Raw genomic sequence first — 18,909 nt, 5'->3', positions numbered from 1 at the left:
TCAGGGGAGTTCACAGCATGAGCATCGACTGGACCGCACTCGGCCAGGTCACCGCGGTGAGCGTCGGAGTCACCGTCGCCGTGGTCGTCGTCTTCGCCCTCGGCGTGCTGGGCCTGGCCCGCTTCGAGGGGGCGCAGGAACGACAGGGCGGCGCCGGCTCCCCGCTCGGCCTCGCGCAGGCGGGCCTGTGCTTCCTCGCCTGCGCGGCGGTGGTGGCGTACGGGATCTATCTGATCGTGCCGCAGTTCCACTGAGAGGTGTGCGTCAGAGATGTATGCCTTCGAGACGTGTACCTCGAGACCGGGAGGTAGGACGGGATGACGACGCCGCCCCTGCTGTCCGCGCTGGCGGATCTGCGGGTCGACTACAGCGACCACGACGACCCCGTGCTCGTCCGGCCGGACGGGAGCCCGGTCGACACCTGGCGGGAGAACTACCCGTACCGGCAGCGCATGGAGCGCAACGAGTACGACCTGCACAAGCGGCTCCAGCAGATCGAGCTGCTGAAGCTGCAGAGCTGGATCAAGGAAACGGGACGCCGGCTCGTCATCGTCTTCGAGGGCCGCGACGCGGCCGGCAAGGGCGGCACCATCAAGCGGTTCACCGAACACCTCAACCCGCGCGGCGCACGGGTGGTGGCACTGGAGAAGCCGACCGAACGCGAGCGCGGGCAGTGGTACTTCCAGCGGTACGTCGAACAGCTGCCGACCGCGGGCGAGATCGTGCTGTTCGACCGCTCCTGGTACAACCGGGCCGGTGTCGAACGGGTCATGGGCTTCTGCACCGACGACGAGTACCAGCGCTTCATGCGCCAGGCGCCGCTGTTCGAGCGGATGCTCGTGGACGACGGCGTGGACCTGGTGAAGTTCTGGTTCTCGGTGTCGCAGAGCGAGCAGCGCACCCGCTTCACGATCCGGCAGATCGACCCCGTACGGCAGTGGAAGCTCAGCCCGATGGACCTCGCCTCACTGGACCGCTGGGACGACTACACGGCGGCCAAGGTCGCCATGTTCCGCGAGACGGACACGACGTACGCGCCGTGGACGGTGGTCAAGAGCAATGACAAGAAGCGGGCGCGCGTGGAGGCCATGCGCAGCGTGCTGGCCCGTTTCGACTACTCCGACAAGGCCGAGGACGTGGTCGGCACCCCGGACCCGCGCATCGTCGGTGCGGCGGCGGGGCTCCTGGAGGCGGGGGAGGACGACACGGCCGACAACGGTGTGAGCTGACGGACGCCGTGGCCGACAACCGCCCGGCGCCCTTGTCGGACCGGTCGCGGCTGCGGTTCGCTCACCCTCGTGACCGAACCGTCCGACGCACGTGAGACCGCCCTCACCGACCGGGAGCGGCTGGCGGGGAGCGCCTACCGGAGCGGCCGGGACCTGGCCGCCCGGCAGGCGTTCCACCGCCGGCGGACGCCCCGCTACGACCTTCCCGGCCTCGCGGCCGAGCGACTGGCCGGGGTACGCGGGAGCGTGGTGGACGTCGGCTGCGGCAACGGCACGTTCGTACGGCGGATCCGTGCCGAGCGGCCCGATCTGACCGTCCTCGGCCTGGACCTCTCGCCCGGGATCCTCGCGGACGTTCCGGGGCCGGTGGCCGTGGCGGACGCCGGGCGGCTGCCGCTGGCGTCCGAGAGTGCCGGGGCGGTCCTGGCGATGCACATGCTGTACCACGTTCCGGACATCCCCGGCGCGGTCGCGGAGCTGGCCCGGGTGGTGCGGCGGGCCGGGCCGGTGCTCGTCTCCACCAACGGCGAGCGCGACAAGGCCGAACTGGACGAGCTGTGGCAGCGGGCCGCCGCCGACGTCCTCGGCACCGGCCGCGGCCCGGACCGCCTGGTGTTCAGCGACCGCTTCACCCTGGAACGGGCGCCGGCCCTGCTGCGGGCGGAGTTCCGGCAGGTGGAGACACTCGCTCTGCCCGGCGTCGTCACGGTCCACGACCCCGCGCCGATCGTCGCCTACCTGACCTCCTACCGGGCCTGGGCCGACCAGTACGAGGCCCCCTTCGAGGCAACCGTCGAGCGGGCCCGCGCCATCGTCGCCGACCACATCGTCCGCACCGGTTCGTTCCGCGTCACCTGCCGGGCCGGCCTGCTGGTCTGCCGACGGTGAGCCGACGCACGGCTCAGCGGGCCGTAGAGGCGGTCACGCATCACGAAAGGGGCCGGTCGCTCATGGACCGGCCCCTTCATGATCCCCTCGCCCGCGGTGATGCACCGACCGCCGGTCCGGGGAGCAGCCTTGCCGTCAGGCCTTCTTGGTCTCCCAGAAGATCTTGTCGATCTCGGCGATGAGCTGCAGGGCCTTCTCACCCGTCGCCGGGTCGGTGGAGCCCTTGGCGGCCGACAGGGCCTTCAGGGTGTCGTTGACGAGCTGGTGGAGCTGGGGGTACTTCTCGAAGTGCGGGGGCTTGAAGTAGTCGCTCCAGAGCACCGAGACGTGGTGCTTCGCGAGCTCGGCGCGCTGCTCCTTGATGACGGTGGCACGCGCCTGGAAGTGCGGGTCGTCGTTGGCGGCCATCTTCTCCTGGACGGCCTTCACCGACTCCGCCTCGATGCGGGCCTGGGCCGGGTCGTACACACCGCAGGGCAGGTCGCAGTGTGCGCTGACCTTGACCTTGGGGGCAAACAGGCGGGAAAGCATGGAGCATTCCTTCCTCGTGATCGTCTTCTCAGGTGGGACATTACTCCCTGCGGAAGCGGTTTTCGCGAGTGCCCCCTTGGGCTTAGGACAAAAGTCCGGGGCGAGACTGAGACTGGGAGAGGAACGGACCGGGGAGGTGCCGGGGATGCCGGAGCTGTCGCAGGAGACCGAGCGGGGGAGGTCGGCGGTGCCCTTCGGGCTGGCCGAGGTGACCGGGCCGTCCATGGTGCCCACGCTGTACCACGGGGACCAGCTGGTGGTGCAGTACGGAGCGAGGATCAGGGCCGGGGACGTGGTCGTCCTGCGCCACCCCTTCCAGCAGGACCTGCTCGTCGTCAAGCGGGCCAGCGAGCGGCGCGAGGGCGGCTGGTGGGTGCTCGGGGACAACGCGTACGCCGGGGGTGACAGCACGGACTACGGGACCGTGCCGGACGAGCTGATCCTGGGCAGGGTCCGCTTCCGGTTCCGGCCGCTGGGGCCGGCTCAGCGCTCGCCGTTCGCGCTGGTGCGCTGGGCGCTGTCGGCGGCCAGGCCGGTGCGTGCGGGCCGCGCGGCCCGTTCCGAGCGGTCGGCCTCCTGGCGCTTGCGGGCGCGGTAGGCGGCCACGTTGGCGCGGGTGGCGCAGCGGTCGGAGCAGTAGCGCCGGGAGCGGTTGGTCGAGGTGTCCAGGTAGGCGTTGCGGCAGGGGGCGGCCTCGCACAGGCCCAGGCGGTCGACGCCGTATTCGGTCAGGTGGAAGGCCAGGCCCATCGCGGCGATGGCGGCGTAGCCCGCGGTGACGTTGGACGGATGGTCCGCCAGGTGCATGTGCCACAGCGGGCGGCCGTCGTCGTCGCGGAAGTCGTGCCCGGAGATCTGCGGGCTCACCGGGAACTCCAGCAGCAGGGAGTTCAGCAGGTCCACGGCGAGGGTCTCGTCGCCGGAGTCCGCCGCCTCGAAGACCGCGCGCAGCCGGCCTCTGACCGCACGGAACCGCGTCACGTCCGCGTCGGAGGCGCGGCGGGCGCTCTGCTGGCCGGGACCGAAGAGGTCGCGGACCGCCTCGACCGAGGTGAGCGTGTCCGTGCCGCGCAACGGCTCCTCGCTGTTCACGAGCCGTACGGCATAGTCCGAGTAATAGGCCAGTTCCACTTGTAGTCCTTACGGCGGCGCTCTATGGTCGTGACTGCGGTCGGGTAACAGACGGTCGTGCTTCCAGGGTATTACGCGACATATCTGGTGGAGGGTTTCGATGACGGACGCGCACATGACCACGACCGGCGCCGACTGGCCGGCCTGGCAGGAGAGCTGGGACCGGCAGCAGGAGTGGTACATGCCGGACCGCGAGGAACGCTTCCGGGTCATGCTCGACATGGTCGAGGCCCTGGTCGGCACCGCACCGCGCGTCCTCGACCTCGCCTGCGGCACCGGCAGCATCACCGCCCGGGTCCTCGCCCGGTTCCCGGAGGCCACCAGCACCGGCGTCGACCTCGACCCGGCGCTCCTCGCCATCGCCGAGGGCACCTTCACGGGCGACGAACGGGTCTCCCTCGTCACCGCCGACCTCAAGGACCCCGACTGGCCGGCGAAGCTGCCGCACGACTCCTACGACGCCGTCCTGACCGCCACGGCCCTGCACTGGCTGCACAGCGAACCCCTCGCGACCCTCTACGGTCAGGTCGCGGAGCTCGTCCGCGACGGCGGTGTCTTCATGAACGCGGACCACATGATCGACGAGACGACCCCCAGGATCAACGCGGCCGAGCGCGCACAGCGGCACGCCCGCATGGAACAAGCCAAGCAGGGCGGCGCCCTCGACTGGGCCGACTGGTGGCAGCTCGCCGCCAAGGACCCCGTCCTCGCCGGCCCCACGGCCGCACGCTTCGAGATCTACGGCGAACACGCCGACGGCGACACGCCCTCCGCGACCTGGCACGCGCGCGTACTGCGCGAGAAGGGCTTCGCGGAGGCGCGCGCGGTGTGGGCCTCGCCCTCGGACACGCTCCTGCTCGCCCTGAAGTAGACCGGTTCGGGCCGCGAGGACGCGTAAGGGGCGGTACGGGGATCCCGTACCGCCCCTTCTGACGTCGGTTACAGCACCTTCGACAGGAACGCCTGCGTCCGCTCGTGCTGCGGGTTGGTCAGCACCTCGCGCGGGTTGCCGGCCTCGACGACCACACCGCCGTCCATGAAGACCAGGCTGTCGCCGACCTCGCGGGCGAAGCCCATCTCGTGGGTGACGACGACCATCGTCATCCCGGACTCGGCGAGGTCGCGCATGACGTCGAGGACGTCGCCGACCAGCTCCGGGTCGAGGGCCGAGGTCGGCTCGTCGAACAGCATCAGCTTCGGGTCCATCGCCAGGGCTCGGGCGATCGCCACACGCTGCTGCTGGCCGCCGGAGAGCTGCGCGGGGTAGCTCTTGGCCTTGTCGGCCAGGCCCACGCGCTCCAGGAGCTGCATCGCGCGCTCCCTGGCCTGGGCCTTGCTGACGCCCCTGACCTGGACTGGGGCCTCCACGACGTTCTCCGCCGCCGTCATGTGCGGGAAGAGGTTGAAGCGCTGGAAGACCATGCCGATGTCCCGGCGCTTCAGGGCGACCTCGCTGTCCTTGAGCTCGTACAGCTTGTCGCCCTTCTGGCGGTAGCCGACCAGCTCCCCGTCGACGTACAACCGCCCGGCGTTGATCTTCTCGAGGTGGTTGATGCACCGCAGGAAGGTCGACTTGCCGGAGCCGGAGGGGCCGATGAGGCAGAACACCTCGCCGGACCTCACCTCCAGGTCGATGCCCTTGAGGACCTCGATCAGGCCGTACGACTTGTGGACGCCCTCGGCCTTGACCATGAACTGGGTCGACTCCTTCACGGGAGTCTCCGTCTTGCTGAGCTTCTCGGTCATGCCATGCCTCCCTTCGGACGGCCGAGCGACAGGAGGTTGGCCCTGATCTTCTGCAGGGGCGTCGGCGGCAGCGACCGGGTGGCGCCGCGGGCGTAGTACCGCTCCAGGTAGTACTGGCCGACGCTGAAGACCGAGGTCAGCAGCAGGTACCAGGCCGCGGCCAGGAACAGCATCTCGGCGGGGGCGCCGGAGACCTGGCCGATGTCCTGGGCGACGCGCAACAGCTCGGAGTACTGGACGACGGACACCAGCGAGGTCGTCTTCAGCATGTTGATGACCTCGTTGCCCGTCGGCGGCACGATCACGCGCATCGCCTGCGGGATGACGATCCGGCGCAGCGTCTTGGCGTGGCTCATGCCCAGCGCGTGCGCGGCCTCGGTCTGACCCTCGTCGACCGCGAGCAGACCGGCACGGCAGATCTCGGCCATGTACGCGGCCTCGTTCAGGCCCAGGCCGAGCAGCGCGGTCAGGAACGGGGTCATGAAGTCCGACCACTCGTCCTTGTAGAACGGTCCGAGATTGATGTACTCGAAGACCAGGCCCAGGTTGAACCAGACGATGAGCTGCACCAGGACCGGCGTACCGCGGAAGAACCAGATGTAGAACCACGCGATGGCCGAGGTGACGGGGTTCTTCGACAGCCGCATCACGGCGAGCAGGATGCCGCCGAGGATGCCGATCACCATGGACAGGACGGTCAGCAGGAGCGTCTTGCCCACGCCGCTGAGGATGCGGTCGTTGAAGAAGTAGTCCGGGATCGCGCCCCAGTTGATCCTGCCCTGGGAGAACGCGTAAACGACCCCGCCCAGGAGGGCGAGGGCGACGACGGCGGAGACGTACCGCCCGTAGTGCCGGACCGGGATGGCCTTGATGGCCTCCGGTCCGGCCGGGGGCGTGTCTGCCGGTCCCGTCGTCTTGTGGGTGTCAACAGTCACGGGTGTTGCCTTTCAGTGCCCGCTTGCGGATCTTGCGGTCACTTGCCGCCGTTGACGACGGCTTCCTTGACGGCGCCGTCGGCGACGCCCCACTTCTGGATGATCTTGTCGTACTCACCGTTCTTGATGATCGCGTCCAGCGCGTCCTTCAGGGCGTCCCGCAGCTGGGCGTTGTTCTTGGCGACCGCGATGCCGTACGGGGCGGCCTCGACCTGCTCGCCGACGATCTGGAAGTCGTTGCCGCCGCCGGAGGTCTTCACGGCGTACGCGGCGACGGGGAAGTCGGAGGAACCGGCGTCGGCGCCGCCCGCGCGCAGGCGCGTCTGGGCCTGCTGGTCGTTGTCGAAGGCCTGGATGGCGATCTTCTTGCCGCCGGCGCACTTCTTGGACTCGGCCTTGGCCATGTCCTCGGAGACGGTGCCGCGCTGCACGACGATCTTCTTGCCGCACAGGTCGGACCAGGTCTTGATGCCCTGGTCGTCGCCCTTCTTCGTGTAGATCGACACACCGGCGGTGAAGTAGTCCACGAAGTCGACGCCCTCACCGACCTTCTTGCCGGTCTCGGCGTCGACGCCCTCCTGGCGGCCCTTGGTGTCGGTCATCGCGGACATCGCGATGTCGTAGCGCTTGGAGCGCAGACCGGTGATCAGGGTGTCGAACGTGCCGTTCTCGAACTCGAACTTCACGCCGAGCTGCTTGCCCAGCGCGTCGGCGACGTCCGGGTCGATGCCGACCGTCTTGCCGGAGCTGTCCTTGAACTCGACCGGCGCGTACGCGATGTCCGAGCCGACCTTGATGACGCCCTTGTCGCGAATGGCCTGGGGCAGCTTGTCGGCGAGCGGGGCCGAACTCGAGGCGGAGGCGGTGTCGCTGCTCTTCGAACCGGAGTCCTTGGTCTGGTCACCGCAGCCGGCGAGGAGCAGGGTGCCCGCGACCGCGATTGCACCGACCGCTGCTAGCCGGGAGCGCGCGGCGGTCGTACGACGGGTGGAGCTTGCGGTCATTTTGGGTTCCTCCGGCGGATGGGTGGAGTTGCCGATGGTCGACGGGAGCACACGTCATCGGGTGTCGCGACCTTGTGTGATTACGGCATCTTGCCATTCGGACTGAACCAATCAGGGGACCGGCCATGTCAAAATCGGATAACGGGCGACCCCCGAACCGCACCACTCCGGTACATCACGGCCGGACCTTCTGCGGGATTCCATGCTTCCAGCCGGAAGATCTGCGGCTTGTCCCGCGATGCGCGCGACCCAGGTGTCTGGCGTGTGACCACTTGAGCCCTTGTCAAGAGGTTGTCCAGAACTTGTCCCCATATTCCGTCATCGGTGCTCTCATGACGTGTGACCTTCACGTTATGGACTCGTCCTGAGCGCGGTCCGTCGGGTAAGAAGGTTCTTTACACCCCTCATCCGGGGCCCAGGGCGCGTGTGCGGCGCGCCCGTCGCGCACGAGCTCGTACGTATCAGTGACAGGGCCGTGCGTGGTGCCCGCCCACCCCTCACCAGGGAGTGGCCAACCCTCAAACCATGAACATCTAAGGGGTAAGACACAGTGGCAGCGGAGATCTTCAATCCTCGCAGCGAAGACAAAGCGGACCAGGAGGGCGGTGCGGAGCCCCTCGATTCCTTCGATCCGGCGTTCGCACTGCACCGCGGCGGAAAGATGGCCGTGCAGGCCACCGTGCCCGTCCGTGACAAGGACGACCTGTCTCTCGCGTACACCCCCGGCGTCGCGCGCGTGTGCACCGCGATCGCGGAGCAGCCGGAGCTCGTCCACGACTACACGTGGAAGTCGTCCGTGGTCGCCGTGGTGACCGACGGTACGGCCGTCCTGGGGCTCGGGGACATCGGCCCCGAGGCCTCCCTCCCGGTGATGGAGGGCAAGGCGATCCTCTTCAAGCAGTTCGGCGGCGTGGACGCGGTGCCGATCGCGCTGGCCTGCACGGAGGTCGACGAGATCGTCGAGACCGTGGTGCGGCTGGCTCCCTCCTTCGGCGGCGTCAACCTGGAGGACATCTCGGCGCCGCGGTGCTTCGAGATCGAGCGCAAGCTCCAGGAGCGGCTGGACATTCCCGTCTTCCACGACGACCAGCACGGTACGGCGGTCGTGACGCTGGCGGCGCTGCGGAACGCCGCGCGGCTGAGCGGGCGGACGATCGGGGATCTGCGGGCCGTCATCTCGGGTGCGGGGGCGGCGGGCGTCGCCATCGCGAAGATGCTGGTCGAGGCGGGCATCGGGGACGTCGCGGTCGCCGACCGCAAGGGTGTCGTCTCCCGTGATCGGGACGACCTCACGTCGGTCAAGGCGGAGCTCGCGGCCTTCACCAACAAGGCGGGGATCTCCGGATCGCTGGAGGTGGCGCTGGAGGGTGCGGACGTCTTCATCGGTGTCTCCGGCGGTACGGTCCCGGAGCAGGCCGTGGCCTCGATGGCCGAGGGTGCGTTCGTGTTCGCCATGGCCAACCCGAACCCCGAGGTGCATCCGGACGTCGCGCACAAGTACGCGGCGGTCGTGGCGACCGGGCGGTCCGACTTCCCGAACCAGATCAACAACGTGCTGGCGTTCCCCGGCATCTTCGCCGGCGCGCTTCAGGTGCGGGCCTCCCGGATCACCGAGGGCATGAAGATCGCGGCGGCCGAGGCGCTGGCGGCGGTCGTCGGCGACGATCTCTCGGCCGACTACGTCATCCCCTCGCCCTTCGACGAGCGGGTCGCTCCGGCGGTCACGGCGGCGGTGGCCGCTGCGGCTCGCGCGGAGGGGGTCGCCCGGGCGTGAGCCCGAGCTCGCCCTGAGCCGAATGGCCTCGCCTGTGCGGGCGGGGCCATTTCCTTTGCCGTGGTGGCGGGCAGCGACTCACCCCGCTGCGGTTCGCGCAGCGCCGCGCAAGAGGGGATGTCTCACACGGCCGCGCGGTTTCGTCGGTGGCGTCAGGACCCTATCGTCGGCTTCATGTTCGCCGTCTACGCCGCCCGAATCGACCGTGACCAGCCGCTTTCCGGCCTGGAGTTGGGGGAGCGTCCGGCTCCCGAGGCCCGGCCGGGCTGGAGTGTCGTCGATGTCAGGGCCGCTTCCCTCAACCACCACGACCTCTGGTCCCTGCGCGGTGTGGGCCTCGCAGAGGACAAGCTGCCGATGATCCTCGGATGCGACGCCGCCGGCGTCGACGAGGACGGCAACGAGGTCGTCCTGCACTCCGTCATCGGCCAGACCGGGCACGGTGTCGGGCCCGCCGAACCCCGCTCCATCCTCACCGAGCGCTACCAGGGCACCTTCGCCGAGCAGGTCGCCGTGCCGACCTGGAACCTCCTGCCCAAGCCCAAGGAGCTCTCCTTCGAGGAGGCCGCCTGCCTGCCCACCGCCTGGCTCACGGCCTACCGCATGCTGTTCACCAACGCCGGCGTGCGGCCGGGCGACTCGGTCCTCGTCCAGGGCGCCGGAGGCGGTGTCGCCACGGCCGCGATCGTTCTCGGGAAGGCGGCGGGGCTCCGCGTCTTCGCCACCAGCCGGGACGAGGCCAAGCGCAAGCGGGCCCTGGAACTCGGCGCCGTCGAGGCGGTCGAGCCGGGAGCGCGGCTGCCCCAGCGCGTCGACGCCATCATCGAGACCGTCGGCGCCGCCACCTGGTCCCACTCGGTCAAGTCGCTGAAGCCCGGCGGGACGCTCGTCATCTCCGGCGCGACGAGCGGCGACCGGCCCTCGCATGCCGAGCTGACCCGCATCTTCTTCCTCGAGCTCAAGGTCGTCGGCTCCACCATGGGCACCAAGGACGAACTGGAGGACCTCCTCGCCTTCTGCGCCGCCACGGGTGTACGCCCCGTCGTCGACGAGGTGCTCCCGCTGGACCGGGCCCGCGACGGCTTCGCCCGGATGGCCTCGGGCGAGCAGTTCGGGAAGATCGTCCTCACGAACAACTCCTGACACACGCTCTGCCTCTGTCACGGGCGGGTCCGGGTCGCCGGGCCCGCCTTTCGCGCGACTCATGTGTCAACCCTGGTTGACATTGCACGGCGTGTCAACGTAAGTTGACGTCATGACCGAAGCAACGGATCTCGCCGAGCGCGCGGGTGACCGCGATCCACGGGTCGGACTGCGCGCCGTCGCCGCGCTGCGCAGGCTGCTGGAGCAGCTGGAGGCGGTGCAGGTACGCAGCGCGCGCAATCAGGGCTGGTCGTGGCAGGAGATCGCCGCCGAACTCGGCGTCAGCAGGCAGGCCGTGCACAAGAAGTACGGGAGGCAGTGATGTTCGAACGGTTCACGAAGGACGCGCGTGAGGTGGTGCGGGGAGCAGTCGTTCACTGCGAACGCTCCCGTGCGCGCCATGTCGACGCCGAGCACATCCTGCTCGCCGTGCTGGACCGCGAGGCCGGCCGTGCCGCCTTCGCGCTGACCGCGCTGGGGCTCGCCGAACGAGCGGAGTCGGTGCGGCGGGAACTGGACGAGGCACGTCGGCACGCGGGGCTGTCCCGGGCGCAGACCGACGCCCTCGCCGGCCTCGGCATCGACGTCTCCGAGATCGTCTCCCGGGTGGAGGAGGTGCACGGCGTCGGCGCCATGTCCGGTGACCGCAAGGACGGGCGCGGGTGGTCGGGCCGCCGCCCCTTCGGCCGGGACGCCAAGGACGTCCTCGTCAGGGCCCTGCGAGCCGCCCTGGCCCACAGCGACCGCCACATCGGCGACGAACACGTCCTCCTGGCCCTGACTACCGGCCCCGGCGTCCCCGCCGAGGTCCTCGCCGACCACGGGGTGACCTACGAGTCGCTGACACGCGTGCTGTACGGCGGGGGAGAGGCACGGGCGAGCTGAGCTCTCCGCCCGCGCCGGCTTGTCGCCCCCCGCTGCCCCTCAGCCTCTCGGCGTCCGCAGTATCGCCCCGATGTGCGCCGCCGCCGTCGACAGATGGCGGCGGGCGTCACGGAGCTGGTCGGAGGTGATGCCGTGGTCACGGGCCGCGTCGCGGATGTCGTCGCGGAAGCGGTCGAGCAGGCGGTCCAGGTCACGGGCGGGGTCGCCGGTGGGGTCCTCGTGCGCCCAGGCGGGCTCGTAGTCGGCGGGGAAGTCCTCCGGGGTCTGCCCGTACTCCGGCTCCGCGGTCGCCGTCCTGCCGCCGGGGCCGCTCCGGCCGAACCCGAAGTCCTTGCCGAACTCCTTCCCGAAGTCCTTTCCGAACTCGCCGAACTCCTTCGCCAGTTCGGTCAGCCCCTCCCGCAGTCCCGTGGGCCAGTCGCCCCGCGCGAAGTGGTCCTGCACCTGCTCCTGGACCCGCCGGGCGATGCGCTGCACCTCCTCCTGCGTCTGGGTCCGGGCCCGGTCCTGGGCCTCCTTGGCCTGGCGGCGAGCCCGCTGGGCCTCGTCACGGGCACGGCGGCTCTCGTCCTTGGCGCGCCTCGCCTGCTCCTTCCACTCCTGCTTGACGCGGCGCATCTCCTCCTTCGCGGCGCGCCACGCCTCGCTGTCGGCGTACTCGCCGAACTCACCGTGGTCCCCGAACCCACCGAAGGGGCCGTTCGTGCCGGTCCCGGTCCCGCCGGTGCCGGTGCCGGTGCTCCGGCGGGCCTCGGAGGCCGCCGCCCGCATCTCGCGCCGCAGGTCGCCCGCCGCGCCCCGGACGTCGGCCCGGATCTCGGCGGCCAGCTCCGCGACCGACTCGCGGATCTCCAGCTCCAGGTCGGCCAGCTCACCGCTGCGGTCGGCCAGTTCGGCGCGGCCCGCGTCCGTGATGGCGTACACCTTGCGGCCGCCCTCGGTGGTGTGGGTGACCAGCCCCTCGGCCTCCAGTTTGGCCAGGCGGGGGTAGACGGTTCCCGCCGACGGGGCGTACAGCCCCTGGAACCGTTCCTCCAGGAGGCGGATCACCTCGTAGCCGTGACGCGGGGCCTCGTCCAGCAGCTTCAGCAGGTAGAGGCGGAGGCGGCCGTGTGCGAAGACGGGAGGCATGTCAGAGCACCTTCTTGTCGGTCGTGCCGTCGGCGGGGGCGTCGGTCGCACGCGCGTCCCCGCCCGGGCCGGAACCGGAATTGTCCCCCGAGTCGGCCTGTCCTCTGTCCGCAGGGTCCGTCGGGTCCACCGGGTCGGAAACGGAAGCGGAGCCGGAGTCGTAGCCGGAGTCTGTCGGTGGGGCGGGCTCGTCCGCCCAGGCGCCGTCGCCCTCCCCGTCCTCCTGTGGTCGCCGCAGCAACGCGATGGAGCCGGACACCGTCGTCGCCTTCAGTCGCCCGTTGCCCGCGCCCAGGCGCCCGGTGATCCGCTTGGCACCCCACTGGCCGCTGACCCGCAGGTCCTCGAAGGCGTTGGAGACCGCGCCGCTGGCCGTGTTCGCCTCAACCTCCGCGTCCGCCGGATGGGGCAGCCGGATGGCGATCTCGCCCGAGATGCTGGTGAGGCCGACGTGGGTGGGCCGGGCCGTCGGGTCCAGGTCGACGATCATCGAACCGCTCACCGAGTCGGCCTTCACGGAGGAGCCCGCGCCGTCGACCACGGTCAGGTCCCCGGAGACGGAGTTGAAGCGCAGGTCGCCGGAGAGTGCCTGGGCCTCCACGTTCCCCGAGACGGTGTCCGCGCGCACGGGCCCCGCGAGGCCCACAAGTGTGGTGTCCCCGGAGACCCCCCTGACCTCGGCGGGCCCCTCGATCCCGGAGACCACGGCCGCGGCGCCCACCACGCCCACCTCCACGCGCGTGGGCGCCGGAACGGCCAGGGAGACCACGGCGCTGCGGCGCCATCCCTTGCGGTCGAGCCACTTGAGGAAGCCCTTCCAGGGCAGGTCCTCGTACGCCACCGTGAGCGTGCCGTCCTCCTGGGTGACCACCAGGGGCGGGCCGTCGATCTCGGAGACCTCCAGACGGGCGGAACCCTCGTCGGTCCCCACGACGTTCACCGTTCCATGGACGATGCGCACCTGGAGCTTGCTCACCGGCTCGTCGAAGGTGAGCTTCCCCGGCTCTGACACGGACCACTCGGACATGCTGACGACCTCCCCGCCGACACGACACGCCATATCGCGTCTTACGTGAAACACGATATATCGCGGCGGTCGAAAGTCAAGACACCCTTTCCGGTGATCGACAAGACCCAAAGATGACGAATTGTCCTAGCGTGTGGGCATGTCGACGGCACGCCGATCCGCCCGCTCCCCTGCGGGCGCCGCGCCCGGTGCCCTGCTGCTCTGCCGGGCGGCCCCGGACTCCGTCGCCCCCGTCGCCCCCCTCCTGCGCGAACCCCTGCTGCTGACGGGCGCCGGCGACGGCTGGAGCGTCCTGGTCCCCGAGGGCACCCCGTGGCAGCGCGGCGGGGATCCGGTCGACCGCGTCCTCACCGGCTGGGCCACCGCCCTGGCCGTCGGCGCCTCCACGCCCGTACTGGCGCTCTGGTGGGACGCCGACCGGGCCGGCTACACCCTCGCCTCCGGCTTCCGCCGCACCGTCGCCTACGTCTGGCTCGCCGACGGCACCCCCGCGGGCGAGGACGAGGCCATGCGCACCTTCGCCACCCGTCTGGGCCTGGACCCCGTCCTGGACGTGCAATCCCTCGACCCGCTCACGCACCCGGGCTCCGGCGCCGACGCCCCCGCCCGCCTGCGCGCCCTCCTCGCCGTCCTCACACGCGCGGGCGTCTGTCTGCCGGCCGACCTCACCCCCGGCGCCCCCACGAGCCACCTGCGCGAGGCGGCGCGGGCGGAGCCCGGCACCCGGGAGATCGCAGGGCCGGTGGGACGCGAAACGGCCCGTACGGAGACCCATGCGCGCGTGGAGCCCCAGCCCCTCACCGACAGCCTCCCGAACCCCTGGCTGCCCTGGTCCCCGACGCCCCGTTCCCGGGCCCTGGCCCTGGCTCAGATCGCCGCGGGCCTCCCGCTGGCGGTCGTGGGCCTACAGCGGCGCAGCGGCGGCTGGACGGCCGCAGGAGCGCTCCTCCTGGCCCACGGCGTACTCGCCCTGGTGTACGACCTCAGCCACCCGCCCGACTGACGGACGCGCAAAAGGGGCGCCACAGAGGCGCCCCGCAGTACCCGCTACGACCGACCTACTCCTCGTCCTCGTCGTCCAGCCGAGCCAGCCACGTGGCCAGCCGCTCCACCGGGACCTCGAAGTCCGGGTTCAGGTCGACGAACGTCCGCAGCTGCTCGGCGAGCCACTCGAAGGTGACCTCCTCCGCGCCGCGCCGCTTCTCCAGCTCTTCGATGCCACGGTCCGTGAAGTACATGGCTCAAGGATAAGAGCTCCGAACAACAGTGGAGCCCGGCTCGCGACGCCTGGCACGCACGCTCGCCGCGTTACCGAAAGCCCCTGGTAGCTCCGCTACCAGGGGCTTTCGGCGCCTTGCGATCGCACGCACCAGACGCCGCGAGCTGATCGGACTCCACTGTTGTTCGGAGCTCTAAGTGCGCGCAAACGGCCGGGCCGCACCCCCGAAGCGGGGGTGCGGCCCGGTCACGTACGGCCCGCGAGAGCGGTTACGCCTCGAACACCTCGCGTACGAGCTGCTCCTGCTCGGCCTGGTGGCGCTTGGCGGAGCCGACGGCCGGGGACGAGCTGTGCGGGCGCGAGATGCGCCGCAGACGCTCGCCGTGGGGCACGTCGGCGCCGACCGCCAGGTCCAGGTGGTCGATCAGGTTCAGGGCGATGAACGGCCAGGCACCCTGGTTGGCCGGCTCCTCCTGGGCCCACAGGTACTTCTCGGCGTTCGGGTACTTGTTGACCTCCGCCTGGAGCTCGGCACCCGGCAGCGGGTACAGGCGCTCGACGCGGATGATCGCCGTGTCCGTGACACCGCGCTTCTGACGCTCGGCCTCCAGGTCGTAGTAGACCTTGCCCGCGCAGAAGACGACCTTGCGGACCGCGGCCGGGTCGACCGACGCGTCGCCGATGACCGGGCGGAACTGGCCCGTCGTGAACTCGTCCGCCTTCGAGGCCGCCGCCTTCAGGCGCAGCATCGACTTCGGGGTGAAGACGACCAGCGGCTTGTGGTGCGGGTTGTGCACCTGCCACCGCAGGAGGTGGAAGTAGTTCGACGGCAGCGTCGGCATGGCGACCGTCATGTTGTTCTGGGCGCAGATCTGGAGGAACCGCTCCGGGCGGGCGGACGAGTGGTCCGGGCCCTGGCCCTCGTAGCCGTGCGGGAGCAGCAGGGTGACGCCGGACGTCTGGCCCCACTTCTGCTCGGCCGAGGAGATGAACTCGTCCACGACCGTCTGGGCGCCGTTGACGAAGTCGCCGAACTGCGCCTCCCACATCACGAGCGCGTCGGGGCGGGCCAGCGAGTAGCCGTACTCGAAGCCCATCGCCGCGTACTCGGAGAGCAGGGAGTTGTAGACGTTCAGCCGTGACTGGTCCTCGGAGAGGTAGTTCAGCGGCGTGAACTCCTCGCCGGTCGCCCGGTCGATGATCACCGCGTGGCGCTGGCCGAACGTACCGCGCTGGGAGTCCTGGCCGGCCAGCCGGACCGGCACGCCCTCCAGGAGCAGCGAACCGACCGCGAGGGTCTCGCCCATGCCCCAGTCGATCGTGCCGTCCTCGACCATCGCGGCGCGGCGCTGCAGCTGCGGCAGCAGACGCGGGTGCGCGGTGATGTGGTCGGGGACGTTGACCTGGGACTCGGCGATCCGCTTGACGACCTCGGCCGAGATCGCGGTGTTCACCGCGACCGGGAAGGTGTCCTGGCCGTCGCGGGAGTCGCCGGCGACGGGCTGCGAGGTGGCCTCGCGGACCTCGGTGAAGACCTTCTCCAGCTGGCCCTGGTAGTCCTGCAGGGCCTGCTCGGCCTCTTCCAGGGTGATGTCGCCGCGACCGATGAGGGACTCGGTGTACAGCTTGCGCACCGAGCGCTTCTTGTCGATCAGGTCGTACATCAGCGGCTGGGTGAAGGCCGGGTTGTCCGACTCGTTGTGACCGCGGCGGCGGTAGCAGATGAGGTCGATCACCACGTCCTTGTTGAACGCCTGGCGGAACTCGAAGGCGAGGCGTGCGACGCGCACGACGGCCTCGGGGTCGTCGCCGTTCACGTGGAAGATCGGGGCCTCGATCATCCTCGCCACGTCCGTCGCGTACATCGACGAGCGGGAGGACTCGGGGGCCGCGGTGAAGCCGACCTGGTTGTTGATGACGATGTGGACCGTGCCGCCGGTGCGGTAGCCGCGCAGCTGCGACATGTTCAGGGTCTCGGCCACCACGCCCTGGCCCGCGAAGGCCGCGTCGCCGTGGATCGCCACCGGCAGGACCGTGAAGTCCGTGCCGCCCTTGTTGATGATGTCCTGCTTGGCGCGCGAGACGCCCTCAAGGACCGGGTCCACGGCTTCGAGGTGCGAGGGGTTCGCGACCAGCGAGACCTTGATCTGCTCGCCGTCGAGGCCGGTGAAGGTGCCCTCGGCGCCCAGGTGGTACTTCACGTCGCCGGAGCCGTGCATCGACTTCGGGTCGAGGTTGCCCTCGAACTCGCGGAAGATCTGCGCGTACGACTTGCCGACGATGTTGGCGAGGACGTTCAGGCGGCCGCGGTGGGCCATGCCGATGACGACCTCGTCCAGGCGGGACTCGGCGGCGCTGTCGATGACCGCGTCCAAAAGCGGGATGACGGACTCGCCGCCCTCCAGGGAGAAGCGCTTCTGGCCGACGTACTTCGTCTGCAGGAAGGTCTCGAAGGCCTCAGCCGCGTTCAGACGGCGCAGGATGCGCAGCTGCTCCTCGCGCTCCGGCTTGGTGTGCGGGCGCTCGATGCGGTCCTGGATCCACTTGCGCTGCTTGGGGTCCTGGATGTGCATGAACTCGATGCCGGTGGTGCGGCAGTAGGAGTCGCGCAGCACGCCGAGGATGTCGCGCAGCTTCATCAGGGACTTGCCGGCGAAGCCACCGACGGCGAACTCGCGCTCCAGGTCCCACAGGGTGAGCCCGTGCTCGGTGATGTCCAGGTCGGGGTGCTTGCGCTGCTGGTACTCCAGCGGGTCGGTGTCGGCCATGACGTGGCCGCGGACCCGGTAGGAGTGGATCAGCTCGAAGACGCGGGCGGCCTTGGTGACGTCGTCGTCGTGGCTGGCGTCGATGTCCTTGAGCCAGCGGACCGGCTCGTAGGGGATGCGCAGCGACTCGAAGACGTCGTCGTAGAAGCCGTTCTCGCCGAGCAGGAGGTTGGCTACGGCGCGCAGGAACTCGCCGGAGGCGGCGCCCTGGATCACTCGGTGGTCGTACGTCGACGTGAGCGTCATGACCTTGGAGATGCCGAGCTTGTTCAGGGTGTCCTGGGAGGTGCCCTGGAACTCCGCCGGGTAGTCCATGGAGCCGACGCCCATGATCACCGACTGGCCGGGCATCAGACGCGGCACCGAGTGGACCGTGCCGAGGCCGCCGGGGTTGGTCAGGGAGACCGTGACACCGGTGAAGTCGTCCATCGTCAGCTTGTTGTCGCGGGCGCGACGGACGATGTCCTCGTAGGCCTGCCAGAACTCGAAGAAGTTCAGCGTCTCGGCCTTCTTGATCGCCGCGACGACGAGCTGGCGGTCGCCGTTGGGCTTGACCAGGTCGATGGCGAGGCCGAGGTTGACGTGCGGCGGCTTGATGAGGGTCGGCTTGCCGTCCTTCTCGCCGAACGCGTGGTTCATGGACGGCATGGCCTTGATGGCCTGCACCATCGCGTAGCCGATCAGGTGCGTGAAGGAGATCTTCCCGCCCCGGGCGCGCTTGAGGTGGTTGTTGATGACGATGCGGTTGTCGAAGAGAAGCTTCACCGGCACCGCGCGCACGGACGTGGCCGTGGGCAGCTCCAGGGAGGCGTTCATGTTCTTCGCGACCGCGGCGGACGGGCCGCGCAGCGTCACGAACTCGGGACCCTCCGCGGGCGCGGCGGCCTCGGCGGCCGGCGCGGCCTTCGGCTTGGCGGCCGCGGGCTTCGCGGGAGCCGGTGCCGGGGCGGCGGCCTTGGCGGGAGCCGGAGCGGCGGCCGCGGGCTTCGGGGCCGCGGGGGCCGGAGCGGCGGCGGGGGCCGCCGGAGCAGCGGCGGCCGGGGCGGCGGGCGCCGCCGGGGCCGTGGTGGTCTCTGCGGCCCCCGCGGCCGCAGTACCCGCCGGAGCCGGGGCGCCCGCGGCGCCCGGCTTGTAGTCGGCGAAGAAGTCCCACCAGGCACGGTCGACCGAATTCGGGTCCTGGAGGTACTGCTGATAGATCTCGTCGACGAGCCACTCGTTCGGACCGAACGCGGCAGCGGGGTTCTTGCCCGCTTGATCGGTGTCGGTCGAGATGCTCGAGTTACTGGGGGACTGTGGCGACACGGCGGCAACCGCCCTCTTCCGCTTCACAAGGTGATGGACAGCGGGAATAAAGGCTACGCCCCCAACACGGTGAAGGTCAGGTCGGGCCCGTTCATCGTCGCGTAAGTCACATCACGAAGTGTGTTTCGGGGCTGGAAATGGCGGGAAACAAGCGTGGTTCCGCTCAAGAAGTGCCGCACGGGGATGCGGAGAT

The 18,909-nt window shown here is 70.1% G+C and carries 19 protein-coding genes; 10 read left to right on the top strand and 9 right to left on the bottom strand.

The features are described from left to right. The first annotated feature begins 17 nt into the window (after positions 1–17). The 3 genes from ACGFNV_RS07765 (at position 18) to ACGFNV_RS07755 (ending at position 2,117) form a co-directional block, all read left to right on the top strand. Positions 18–254, top strand: a complete 237-nt coding sequence (locus ACGFNV_RS07765; protein WP_133927146.1) for a hypothetical protein — start codon at positions 18–20, stop codon at positions 252–254. 63 nt (positions 255–317) lie between these two features. After that, positions 318–1,229 (top strand): polyphosphate kinase 2, encoded by a 912-nt coding sequence (gene ppk2, locus ACGFNV_RS07760; RefSeq protein ID WP_393620308.1) that lies wholly within the window; start codon positions 318–320, stop codon positions 1,227–1,229. 69 nt (positions 1,230–1,298) lie between these two features. Continuing rightward, a complete protein-coding gene (locus ACGFNV_RS07755) occupies positions 1,299–2,117 on the top strand; it encodes a class I SAM-dependent methyltransferase (RefSeq protein ID WP_393620306.1) in 819 nt (272 codons plus the stop codon). A 135-nt stretch (positions 2,118–2,252) separates the two neighbouring features. Here ACGFNV_RS07755 and sodN read toward each other — a convergent pair whose 3' ends face one another. Then, a complete protein-coding gene (sodN, locus tag ACGFNV_RS07750) occupies positions 2,253–2,648 on the bottom strand; it encodes a superoxide dismutase, Ni (protein ID WP_133927143.1) in 396 nt (131 codons plus the stop codon). 145 nt (positions 2,649–2,793) lie between these two features. Here sodN and sodX point away from each other — a divergent pair, with 145 nt between their 5' ends. Then, a complete protein-coding gene (sodX, locus tag ACGFNV_RS07745) occupies positions 2,794–3,246 on the top strand; it encodes a nickel-type superoxide dismutase maturation protease (protein WP_393620304.1) in 453 nt (150 codons plus the stop codon). Here sodX and ACGFNV_RS07740 read toward each other — a convergent pair. Then, positions 3,132–3,779 (bottom strand): CGNR zinc finger domain-containing protein, encoded by a 648-nt coding sequence (locus ACGFNV_RS07740; RefSeq protein ID WP_393620302.1) that lies wholly within the window; start codon positions 3,777–3,779, stop codon positions 3,132–3,134. The two genes, sodX and ACGFNV_RS07740, sit on opposite strands and share 115 nt — an antisense overlap. Positions 3,780–3,879: 100 nt before the next feature. Here ACGFNV_RS07740 and ACGFNV_RS07735 point away from each other — a divergent pair, with 100 nt between their 5' ends. Continuing rightward, positions 3,880–4,650 (top strand): class I SAM-dependent methyltransferase, encoded by a 771-nt coding sequence (locus tag ACGFNV_RS07735; RefSeq protein ID WP_393620300.1) that lies wholly within the window; start codon positions 3,880–3,882, stop codon positions 4,648–4,650. Between the two features lie 68 nt (positions 4,651–4,718). Here the strand turns inward: ACGFNV_RS07735 and ACGFNV_RS07730 are convergent, their stop codons facing one another. Genes ACGFNV_RS07730 through ACGFNV_RS07720 form a run of 3 tightly spaced genes read right to left on the bottom strand, consistent with a single transcriptional unit; the run spans position 4,719 to position 7,464 of the window. Next, positions 4,719–5,471, bottom strand: coding sequence for an amino acid ABC transporter ATP-binding protein (locus tag ACGFNV_RS07730; RefSeq protein WP_393621449.1), 753 nt, complete (start codon positions 5,469–5,471; stop codon positions 4,719–4,721). 50 nt (positions 5,472–5,521) lie between these two features. Further along, positions 5,522–6,460 carry an amino acid ABC transporter permease gene (locus ACGFNV_RS07725; RefSeq protein ID WP_393620299.1) on the bottom strand — a complete coding sequence of 313 codons (939 nt, stop codon included), beginning with the start codon at positions 6,458–6,460 and terminating at the stop codon, positions 5,522–5,524. A 38-nt stretch (positions 6,461–6,498) separates the two neighbouring features. After that, the gene (locus ACGFNV_RS07720) at positions 6,499–7,464 is read right to left on the bottom strand and encodes an ABC transporter substrate-binding protein (RefSeq protein ID WP_393620298.1); all 966 of its coding nucleotides are present in this window, start codon (positions 7,462–7,464) and stop codon (positions 6,499–6,501) included. 550 nt (positions 7,465–8,014) lie between these two features. On the opposite strand from ACGFNV_RS07720, the gene ACGFNV_RS07715 reads away from it, so the two are divergent. From ACGFNV_RS07715 to ACGFNV_RS07700, 4 genes are all read left to right on the top strand, one after another. Then, on the top strand, positions 8,015–9,238 hold the full coding sequence (locus tag ACGFNV_RS07715) for an NADP-dependent malic enzyme (RefSeq protein WP_393620297.1): 1,224 nt from the start codon (positions 8,015–8,017) through the stop codon (positions 9,236–9,238). Positions 9,239–9,412: 174 nt separating this feature from the next. After that, positions 9,413–10,381 (top strand): zinc-binding dehydrogenase, encoded by a 969-nt coding sequence (locus tag ACGFNV_RS07710; RefSeq protein WP_393620296.1) that lies wholly within the window; start codon positions 9,413–9,415, stop codon positions 10,379–10,381. A 112-nt stretch (positions 10,382–10,493) separates the two neighbouring features. Further along, entirely contained in the window at positions 10,494–10,703 is a 210-nt protein-coding gene (locus ACGFNV_RS07705) for a helix-turn-helix domain-containing protein (RefSeq protein WP_018571396.1), read from the top strand. Then, complete coding sequence (locus ACGFNV_RS07700; RefSeq protein WP_393620295.1) at positions 10,703–11,266, top strand: Clp protease N-terminal domain-containing protein; 564 nt, start codon at positions 10,703–10,705, stop codon at positions 11,264–11,266. The genes ACGFNV_RS07705 and ACGFNV_RS07700 overlap by 1 nt, the downstream gene beginning before the upstream one ends. Positions 11,267–11,305: 39 nt before the next feature. Here ACGFNV_RS07700 and ACGFNV_RS07695 read toward each other — a convergent pair whose 3' ends face one another. Both ACGFNV_RS07695 and ACGFNV_RS07690 read right to left on the bottom strand, forming a co-directional pair. Then, positions 11,306–12,397, bottom strand: coding sequence for a helix-turn-helix transcriptional regulator (locus ACGFNV_RS07695; protein WP_393620293.1), 1,092 nt, complete (start codon positions 12,395–12,397; stop codon positions 11,306–11,308). A 1-nt stretch (position 12,398) separates the two neighbouring features. Beyond that, positions 12,399–13,424 (bottom strand): DUF4097 domain-containing protein, encoded by a 1,026-nt coding sequence (locus ACGFNV_RS07690; RefSeq protein ID WP_393620291.1) that lies wholly within the window; start codon positions 13,422–13,424, stop codon positions 12,399–12,401. Between the two features lie 139 nt (positions 13,425–13,563). Between ACGFNV_RS07690 and ACGFNV_RS07685 the strand changes: the two genes are divergently transcribed. Next, positions 13,564–14,427 (top strand): hypothetical protein, encoded by an 864-nt coding sequence (locus ACGFNV_RS07685; protein WP_393620289.1) that lies wholly within the window; start codon positions 13,564–13,566, stop codon positions 14,425–14,427. A gap of 55 nt (positions 14,428–14,482) precedes the next feature. On the opposite strand, the gene ACGFNV_RS07680 is transcribed toward ACGFNV_RS07685, so the two are convergent. Continuing rightward, positions 14,483–14,662 carry a DUF6104 family protein gene (locus ACGFNV_RS07680; protein ID WP_385280322.1) on the bottom strand — a complete coding sequence of 60 codons (180 nt, stop codon included), beginning with the start codon at positions 14,660–14,662 and terminating at the stop codon, positions 14,483–14,485. A 250-nt stretch (positions 14,663–14,912) separates the two neighbouring features. Continuing rightward, entirely contained in the window at positions 14,913–18,716 is a 3,804-nt protein-coding gene (locus ACGFNV_RS07675; RefSeq protein WP_393620287.1) for a multifunctional oxoglutarate decarboxylase/oxoglutarate dehydrogenase thiamine pyrophosphate-binding subunit/dihydrolipoyllysine-residue succinyltransferase subunit, read from the bottom strand. Positions 18,717–18,909 lie beyond the last annotated feature (193 nt).

It is taken from the genome of Streptomyces sp. NPDC048751 (assembly GCF_043198595.1).
Taxonomy (GTDB): domain Bacteria; phylum Actinomycetota; class Actinomycetes; order Streptomycetales; family Streptomycetaceae; genus Streptomyces.
The sequence above is the reverse complement of the archived record's forward strand: the minus strand, read 5'-3'. Positions and strand labels throughout refer to the sequence as shown.

What these genes read in the sequence shown, in the direction of transcription:
- ACGFNV_RS07765 (WP_133927146.1), top strand. Translation starts at nt 18, where the DNA reads ATGAGCATCGACTGGACCGCACTCGGCCAGGTCACCGCGGTGAGCGTC.
- ppk2 (WP_393620308.1), top strand. Translation starts at nt 318, where the DNA reads ATGACGACGCCGCCCCTGCTGTCCGCGCTGGCGGATCTGCGGGTCGAC.
- sodN (WP_133927143.1), bottom strand. Translation starts at nt 2,648, where the DNA reads ATGCTTTCCCGCCTGTTTGCCCCCAAGGTCAAGGTCAGCGCACACTGC.
- sodX (WP_393620304.1), top strand. Translation starts at nt 2,794, where the DNA reads ATGCCGGAGCTGTCGCAGGAGACCGAGCGGGGGAGGTCGGCGGTGCCC.
- ACGFNV_RS07735 (WP_393620300.1), top strand. Translation starts at nt 3,880, where the DNA reads ATGACGGACGCGCACATGACCACGACCGGCGCCGACTGGCCGGCCTGG.
- ACGFNV_RS07730 (WP_393621449.1), bottom strand. Translation starts at nt 5,471, where the DNA reads ATGGTCAAGGCCGAGGGCGTCCACAAGTCGTACGGCCTGATCGAGGTC.
- ACGFNV_RS07720 (WP_393620298.1), bottom strand. Translation starts at nt 7,464, where the DNA reads ATGACCGCAAGCTCCACCCGTCGTACGACCGCCGCGCGCTCCCGGCTA.
- ACGFNV_RS07710 (WP_393620296.1), top strand. Translation starts at nt 9,413, where the DNA reads ATGTTCGCCGTCTACGCCGCCCGAATCGACCGTGACCAGCCGCTTTCC.
- ACGFNV_RS07705 (WP_018571396.1), top strand. Translation starts at nt 10,494, where the DNA reads ATGACCGAAGCAACGGATCTCGCCGAGCGCGCGGGTGACCGCGATCCA.
- ACGFNV_RS07700 (WP_393620295.1), top strand. Translation starts at nt 10,703, where the DNA reads ATGTTCGAACGGTTCACGAAGGACGCGCGTGAGGTGGTGCGGGGAGCA.
- ACGFNV_RS07695 (WP_393620293.1), bottom strand. Translation starts at nt 12,397, where the DNA reads ATGCCTCCCGTCTTCGCACACGGCCGCCTCCGCCTCTACCTGCTGAAG.
- ACGFNV_RS07690 (WP_393620291.1), bottom strand. Translation starts at nt 13,424, where the DNA reads ATGTCCGAGTGGTCCGTGTCAGAGCCGGGGAAGCTCACCTTCGACGAG.
- ACGFNV_RS07685 (WP_393620289.1), top strand. Translation starts at nt 13,564, where the DNA reads ATGTCGACGGCACGCCGATCCGCCCGCTCCCCTGCGGGCGCCGCGCCC.
- ACGFNV_RS07680 (WP_385280322.1), bottom strand. Translation starts at nt 14,662, where the DNA reads ATGTACTTCACGGACCGTGGCATCGAAGAGCTGGAGAAGCGGCGCGGC.